At 33.0% G+C, this 5,773-nt stretch carries 6 protein-coding genes; all 6 read left to right on the top strand.

Going from position 1 to position 5,773, the window contains the following annotated elements:
• Positions 1–1,489: ATP-binding protein (locus ABJI11_RS18875; protein ID WP_348355937.1), on the top strand; the 1,489-nt coding region annotated here is incomplete at its 5' end.
• Between the two features lie 159 nt (positions 1,490–1,648).
• Positions 1,649–2,197 (top strand): GNAT family N-acetyltransferase, encoded by a 549-nt coding sequence (locus tag ABJI11_RS18870; protein WP_348355934.1) that lies wholly within the window; start codon positions 1,649–1,651, stop codon positions 2,195–2,197.
• A gap of 21 nt (positions 2,198–2,218) precedes the next feature.
• On the top strand, positions 2,219–3,505 hold the full coding sequence (locus ABJI11_RS18865) for an APC family permease (RefSeq protein ID WP_348355931.1): 1,287 nt from the start codon (positions 2,219–2,221) through the stop codon (positions 3,503–3,505).
• A gap of 9 nt (positions 3,506–3,514) precedes the next feature.
• Positions 3,515–3,823, top strand: a complete 309-nt coding sequence (locus ABJI11_RS18860) for a hypothetical protein (RefSeq protein WP_348355929.1) — start codon at positions 3,515–3,517, stop codon at positions 3,821–3,823.
• A gap of 576 nt (positions 3,824–4,399) precedes the next feature.
• On the top strand, positions 4,400–5,308 hold the full coding sequence (locus ABJI11_RS18855) for an NAD(P)/FAD-dependent oxidoreductase (protein WP_348355926.1): 909 nt from the start codon (positions 4,400–4,402) through the stop codon (positions 5,306–5,308).
• Positions 5,309–5,343: 35 nt separating this feature from the next.
• Positions 5,344–5,724 carry a VOC family protein gene (locus ABJI11_RS18850; protein ID WP_348355923.1) on the top strand — a complete coding sequence of 127 codons (381 nt, stop codon included), beginning with the start codon at positions 5,344–5,346 and terminating at the stop codon, positions 5,722–5,724.
• Positions 5,725–5,773 lie beyond the last annotated feature (49 nt).

Here is a 5,773-nt window from a genome sequence, read left to right as displayed (position 1 = left end):
AAGCTCTAATAATATTATTAGTCATTTTGAACCTGTTTTAGATGCGAATAATACCATTACCGATTTTCAATTTAGGTACACGTCAAATGCAATTGAAAAGGTAACAGGGGCAGAGCAAGATGATATTATTGGAGGCTCTCTTTTAAAGATGTACCCAATGGTTTTGGATAACGGACTTTTTGCATTAATGAAAGAGTGTTACATAACAGGAACTACGCAAGAACATGAGAGTATTTATACTTTTGAAGGACAAAATAAATATATCTATAACAACATTGTAAAGTCTGCCAACGGTATAACCAACACAGCTTGGGATACTACTAAGGTTAAAGAAGCAGAAAAGATTCTTCAAAAGCTCAATGAAGATCTAAGCCTTAAGAATACCATTTTTAAAGAGGCAGAAAATGTAGCAGGTGTTGGTAGTTTTATTTGGTATTTAGATGATGGTACCGCTACTGTATCTGATAACTTTTATAGAATTTTAGGGGCAGAGCCTAATAGCTTTGAGGTTACTTTTAACGCTTACAAAGAGTTTATACATCCAGAAGATGTAGACATATTTGAGTCTTTAAGTACTAATGATATAGAAAAAGGAGCTTCTACTGTTTTTACATACCGCGTATTCACTAAGACAAAAGGCATTAAGCATTTGGATTTAAAAGGAAAATATGTAGAAATAGATAATAGACCCGTGTCGGTTGGTATTGTGCAAGATATTACTGACCGCGTTGAAAAAGACAGAGCACTTATTGACAGTTATGAGAAATTAAAGCTAAGTAACGAAGAATTAGAATCATTTAATAGAGTGGCTAGCCATGATTTGCAAGAGCCGTTACGTAAAATACAAATGTTCATCTCTAGAATAGAAGACGAGGGTGAAGAAAGTATGTCTGCCGGAAGTAAAAAGTATTTTGCTAAAATTAAATCTGGTACTTTTAGAATGCGAGAATTAATACAGAACTTACTTTCATATTCCAGAATTGATAAAATAAATTCAGAGTTTGAGCATATTTCATTAGGTAATACCCTTATTAAGGTTGAAGATGAATTATCTCAACTTATTAAAGATACCGGTACTGTAATATCTTATGAAAATTTACCTGTTATTCTTGGTATTCCTTTTAAGATAGAACAGTTATGTACCAACCTTATAAGTAATTCTATTAAGTACAGTAAAGGTAATGTTCCGCCTCAAATTTCTATCGTTGCAAAAAAACTTAGTAGTACTCAAATAACTGAAAATTTCAGTAAAAATTCACCGTATTACTATGAGATATCTTTTATAGATAACGGTATTGGGTTTGAACCTGAATTTGCTACTAATATTTTTGAAGTGTTTCAAAGGTTGCATTCTAAAACCGAATATTCAGGTACGGGCATTGGGTTATCTATCTGTAAAAAGATTGTTGAAAAACACCATGGTCATATTCATGCCATCGGCAAAAAGGATGAAGGCTCAACTTTTGTAATTTATTTGCCGGTAAACTAAGATAGTCAATTTAAGATTTTGGAAATGTGAACGATTCCTAAAGGTGTATTTATTTAGTTTTCTTCAAATTAAAATAGGATGGTTTCATTGGCTCTGATCATTGGGAGGAAGGTGTTAATAAAATAGTTATTTTTAAAGAAGCACTGAGAATTATTAGGTATGAAAAAACTTGTAATAAAAACCGATAGATTAGCATTAAGACTAATTGAGCGTGAAGACTTAGAAGTTATTCATCGCCTACATGTTATTCCAGAAACCGATGAGTTCAATACACTTGGTGTTCCAAAAAGTTTAGAGGAAACAAAGCAAGTCATTGAGCCATGGATCATAGCGAACAATGAAGTTGAAATCACTAATTATACTTTTGCTATTCAATATAAGCAGCGTAATGAGTTTATTGACTTATTTGGATTACGACTTGGTTCCAAGAAATATGGTAGAGCAGAAGTATGGTATAAAATACATATTAATTATTGGAAACATGGCTATGCAACAGAAGCTTTAAAAGCTATGCTAAATTTTGGATTCGATAAACTTAATTTACATAGAATTGAAGCTGGTTGTGCGGTAGATAATCTAGGTTCTGCACGAGTGATGGAGAAAGTAGGAATGACGAAAGAAGGAAGAAAAAGACAAATATTACCTTTAAAATCGGGGTGGTCAGATAGTTTTGAATATGCCATATTAGAAAGTGATATACGCTATTAAATAATAGCTAAAAACATTAAGATGGATAAAAAAATAGGGCTAAAAGATGCTATTTCAATAGGTATTGGCGGTATGGTAGGCGGCGGAATTTTTGCCGTACTTGGTCTTGCCGTTTCTTTAGCCAAAGGAGCAACACCAGTTGCATTTCTTTGGGCAGGTTTAATTGCATTGTTAACAGCATATTCTTATGCCAAACTTTCAAAAAAATATCCTGAAAATGGCGGTACGGTAAAATTTGTACACCAACAGTTTGGTAGCGGTATTTTTGCTGGTAGTATTAACAATCTATTATGGGTCAGCTATATTGTCATGTTAGCATTATACGCATCGGCATTTGGGTCATATGCCAGTGAATTAATTTCGCTTTCAGGTTCTAAAGAAATAGATACACGCATATTTCAAACAGCTATTTTACTGATTGCCTTGTTAATAAATTACCTGAGTGTAAAATTGGTTAGTGAAATTGAATCTTTAGCGGTCATCATTAAACTCTTCATTTTAATTGCATTTATAGGTGTGGGCTTTTATGGGTTGTCAATTCATCCGGAAAATTTAAAACAATTGTCTCCTAGTCAATGGGAGAATCCGTTATTAATACTTTCTGGGGGTATGGTCATTTTTGTTGCTTATGAAGGTTTTGAGTTAATTGCTAATTCTATATCAGATTTAAGAGATAAAGAGAAGAATACAGAAAAAGCATATTTTGGAGCAGTAGGTTTTGTAATCGTATTATACATATTAATTGCAATTGTTACTGTAGGCGCGTTACCGTTCAATCAAATTGCAAATGCAGAAGATTACGTTTTGGCAAAGGCTGCAGAGCCAACCCTTGGGCAAATTGGTTTCACTATTATAACCATTACAGCATTAATCTCTACCTTTTCAGCTATAAATGCAACGGTTTTGGGAAGTGGTAGGGTTAATTATGATATTGCTGAAGATGATGAATTGCCAAAATATTTTTGTCATATATTTTGGGGTAAACCTGTTGGGCTTTTAGTAACAGCAATTCTTTCTATCGCATTGGTCAACTCGTTTAATCTGCAAAGTATATCTACGGCAGGTAGTGCAGGTTTTTTATTAATTTTCTGTATTGTTAACTATATCGGGTTTAAAAAGCATAAGGAGCTTGAATCTAGAAGTTATGTGCATTTGTTTGCCTGCCTACTTTGTTTTCTTGCTTTCATTACATTGATTGTTCAACAGTTTTCTGATAATAGAGTAGGGGTAATTACTGCTTTAAGTATTATAGTATTCTGTTTTATTCTTGAATTTGTGTACAAAAAGACGAAGGTTAAAGCTGTTTAATTCAAAAAAATGAAGGAGCGTAAGTTTGCCGTTACTGGTATTGTCATAAGTTTAATCGTAATAAGCTCTTTGTATTATACAAATTCAATGGTAGGTTTTCCAGATGGTCATTTGACAGAATTTGATTGGTTTTATAAAAAGGTCATCTTCCCGATCTTTATGACCATTAATGTCTTGTTTTTAATGATTTTTTCAACCTTTATTTATGTTAAGAAAAAAGCGGGTTATTTATTGATTGCTCAATTATTAGTATTAATAATCTATACTGTAGTGAATTACTATTTTTCCATACATCTAGAAAATGGACAAGGCGGATAGTTTAATCACACAAGAATTAAATCATTAAGAACAGTCTATACATATTCCAGATTGCACATAGTTTATTTGTGCTAACTAATAATCTTTTGGAAGAGAGAAATGAACAGGTATAGGTAGACATTCAAGAGTATCCCATTTCTGTTACCTGAAGTGAAAATGATGATGTGATTTCTTTATGGAGTCACAATTTATACATATGAAAATATACTACCTGCCAATGTCTTCAATAATTGGGTGTAAAATATCATTATCATAATAACGGTTTAACACGCGGTATATCGTTGCTCTATTAATATCGACACCTATATGTTTTTTTTGATAAGACTCTTATTCATGGTTTTACCAGAAGATTCTAATACAGAGAGCACGGTATAGTTTGTAGCTGTATTTCTTCTTTTCGTATTGAAACACCCTTATTGAAACTAAGTTGCAATAATGTAACTTATTAATATATTTGTTCAGAATTAGAAACGCGAATTTGTTGCAATTATGCAGTTAATAAAATTCATTGTCTTAACAAATTGGTGATTAGAACTTGTAATTTTTTCATTTTGATTTATTTTTTAATAAAAGGGTATGCAAGCAAATACCAATTTTGAAGTAATCATAATAGGCGGTAGCTATGCTGGTTTAGCAGCGGCTATGTCTTTAGGTAGATCATTAAGAAAAGTATTGATAATTGATAGCGGTAAACCTTGTAATAGGCAAACGCCACATTCTCATAATTTTCTAACACAAGACGGTAAAACACCTGGCGAGATTAGTGAGATTGCAAAGTCTCAGGTTTTAGAATATAAGACTGTAAATTTTGTAGAAGATAAAGCAATAAGCGGTTTTAAAAATGAAGGCAAGTTTTCAATTAGTACGCAATCAGGGGTAACTTATACAACCGGAAAATTAGTTTTTGCTACTGGTATTAAAGATATCATGCCCAATATTACGGGTTTTGCAGATTGTTGGGGTATCTCTGTTGTACATTGTCCTTATTGTCATGGGTACGAGATTAGAAATGAAAAAACAGGTATTATCGCAAACGGTGAGCGTGCTTTTCATTTAGCAGCTTTGGTTAAAAACCTTACTAAAGATGTACGTGTACTAACTAATGAGCCGGCTTCTTTTTCTGCAGATCAATTGATTAAGCTAAAAGAAAATAAGGTTGCTATTGTAAAGAAGAAAATTGTTGAGGTCGAACATGAGAACGGCTATATCAATAATATCATTTTTGAAGACGGAAGTAAAGAGAAATATGATGCACTATACGCTGCTTTGCCTTTTGTTCAGCATAATGGTATACCAGATGAATTGGGTTGCGAATTAGATGACGAAGGTTATATTCAAGTTGATGGTATGTATAAAACAGCAGTTGACGGTGTATACGCCTGTGGTGATAATTGTATAAAAATGCGTTCACTGGCAAACTCGGTAGCATCGGGTACTATGGTAGGTGCATTTGTTAATATGGAGTTGGTTAAAGAGCAGTTTTAATTTTTTGTTCCGTGTGATAATTTTATATTGCTAGTATGAACTTGAATCAAATAACTGTTCCTTCTTTAAACGTAGAGAAAGCAATAGCATTTTATGAAATACTAGGGTTAAAATTAATCGTAAAATCATTACCTAACTACGCAAGATTTGAGTGCCCAGATGGGACTTCTACATTTTCTATTCACTTAGTAGATACATTACCGGAAGGCAATGGTATCTACGTATATTTTGAATGCGAGAATTTAGATGAACAAGTGGCAGCATTAAAGCATAAAGGAGTTCAATTTGAACAAGAACCCAGAGATGAAAGGTGGTTGTGGAGAGAGGCACGGTTAAAAGATTTAGATGGCAATCAACTAATTTTGTTTTACGGTGGTGAAAACAGGTTAAATCCGCCATGGCGATTAGAATCTTAACGTACTTTTATTCTAATATACACCTGTAGATTCCGTCATTCCTAACAAT

Source organism: Maribacter sp. (genome assembly GCF_039968975.1).
Lineage (GTDB): Bacteria > Bacteroidota > Bacteroidia > Flavobacteriales > Flavobacteriaceae > Maribacter.
The sequence above is the reverse complement of the archived record's forward strand: the minus strand, read 5'-3'. Positions and strand labels throughout refer to the sequence as shown.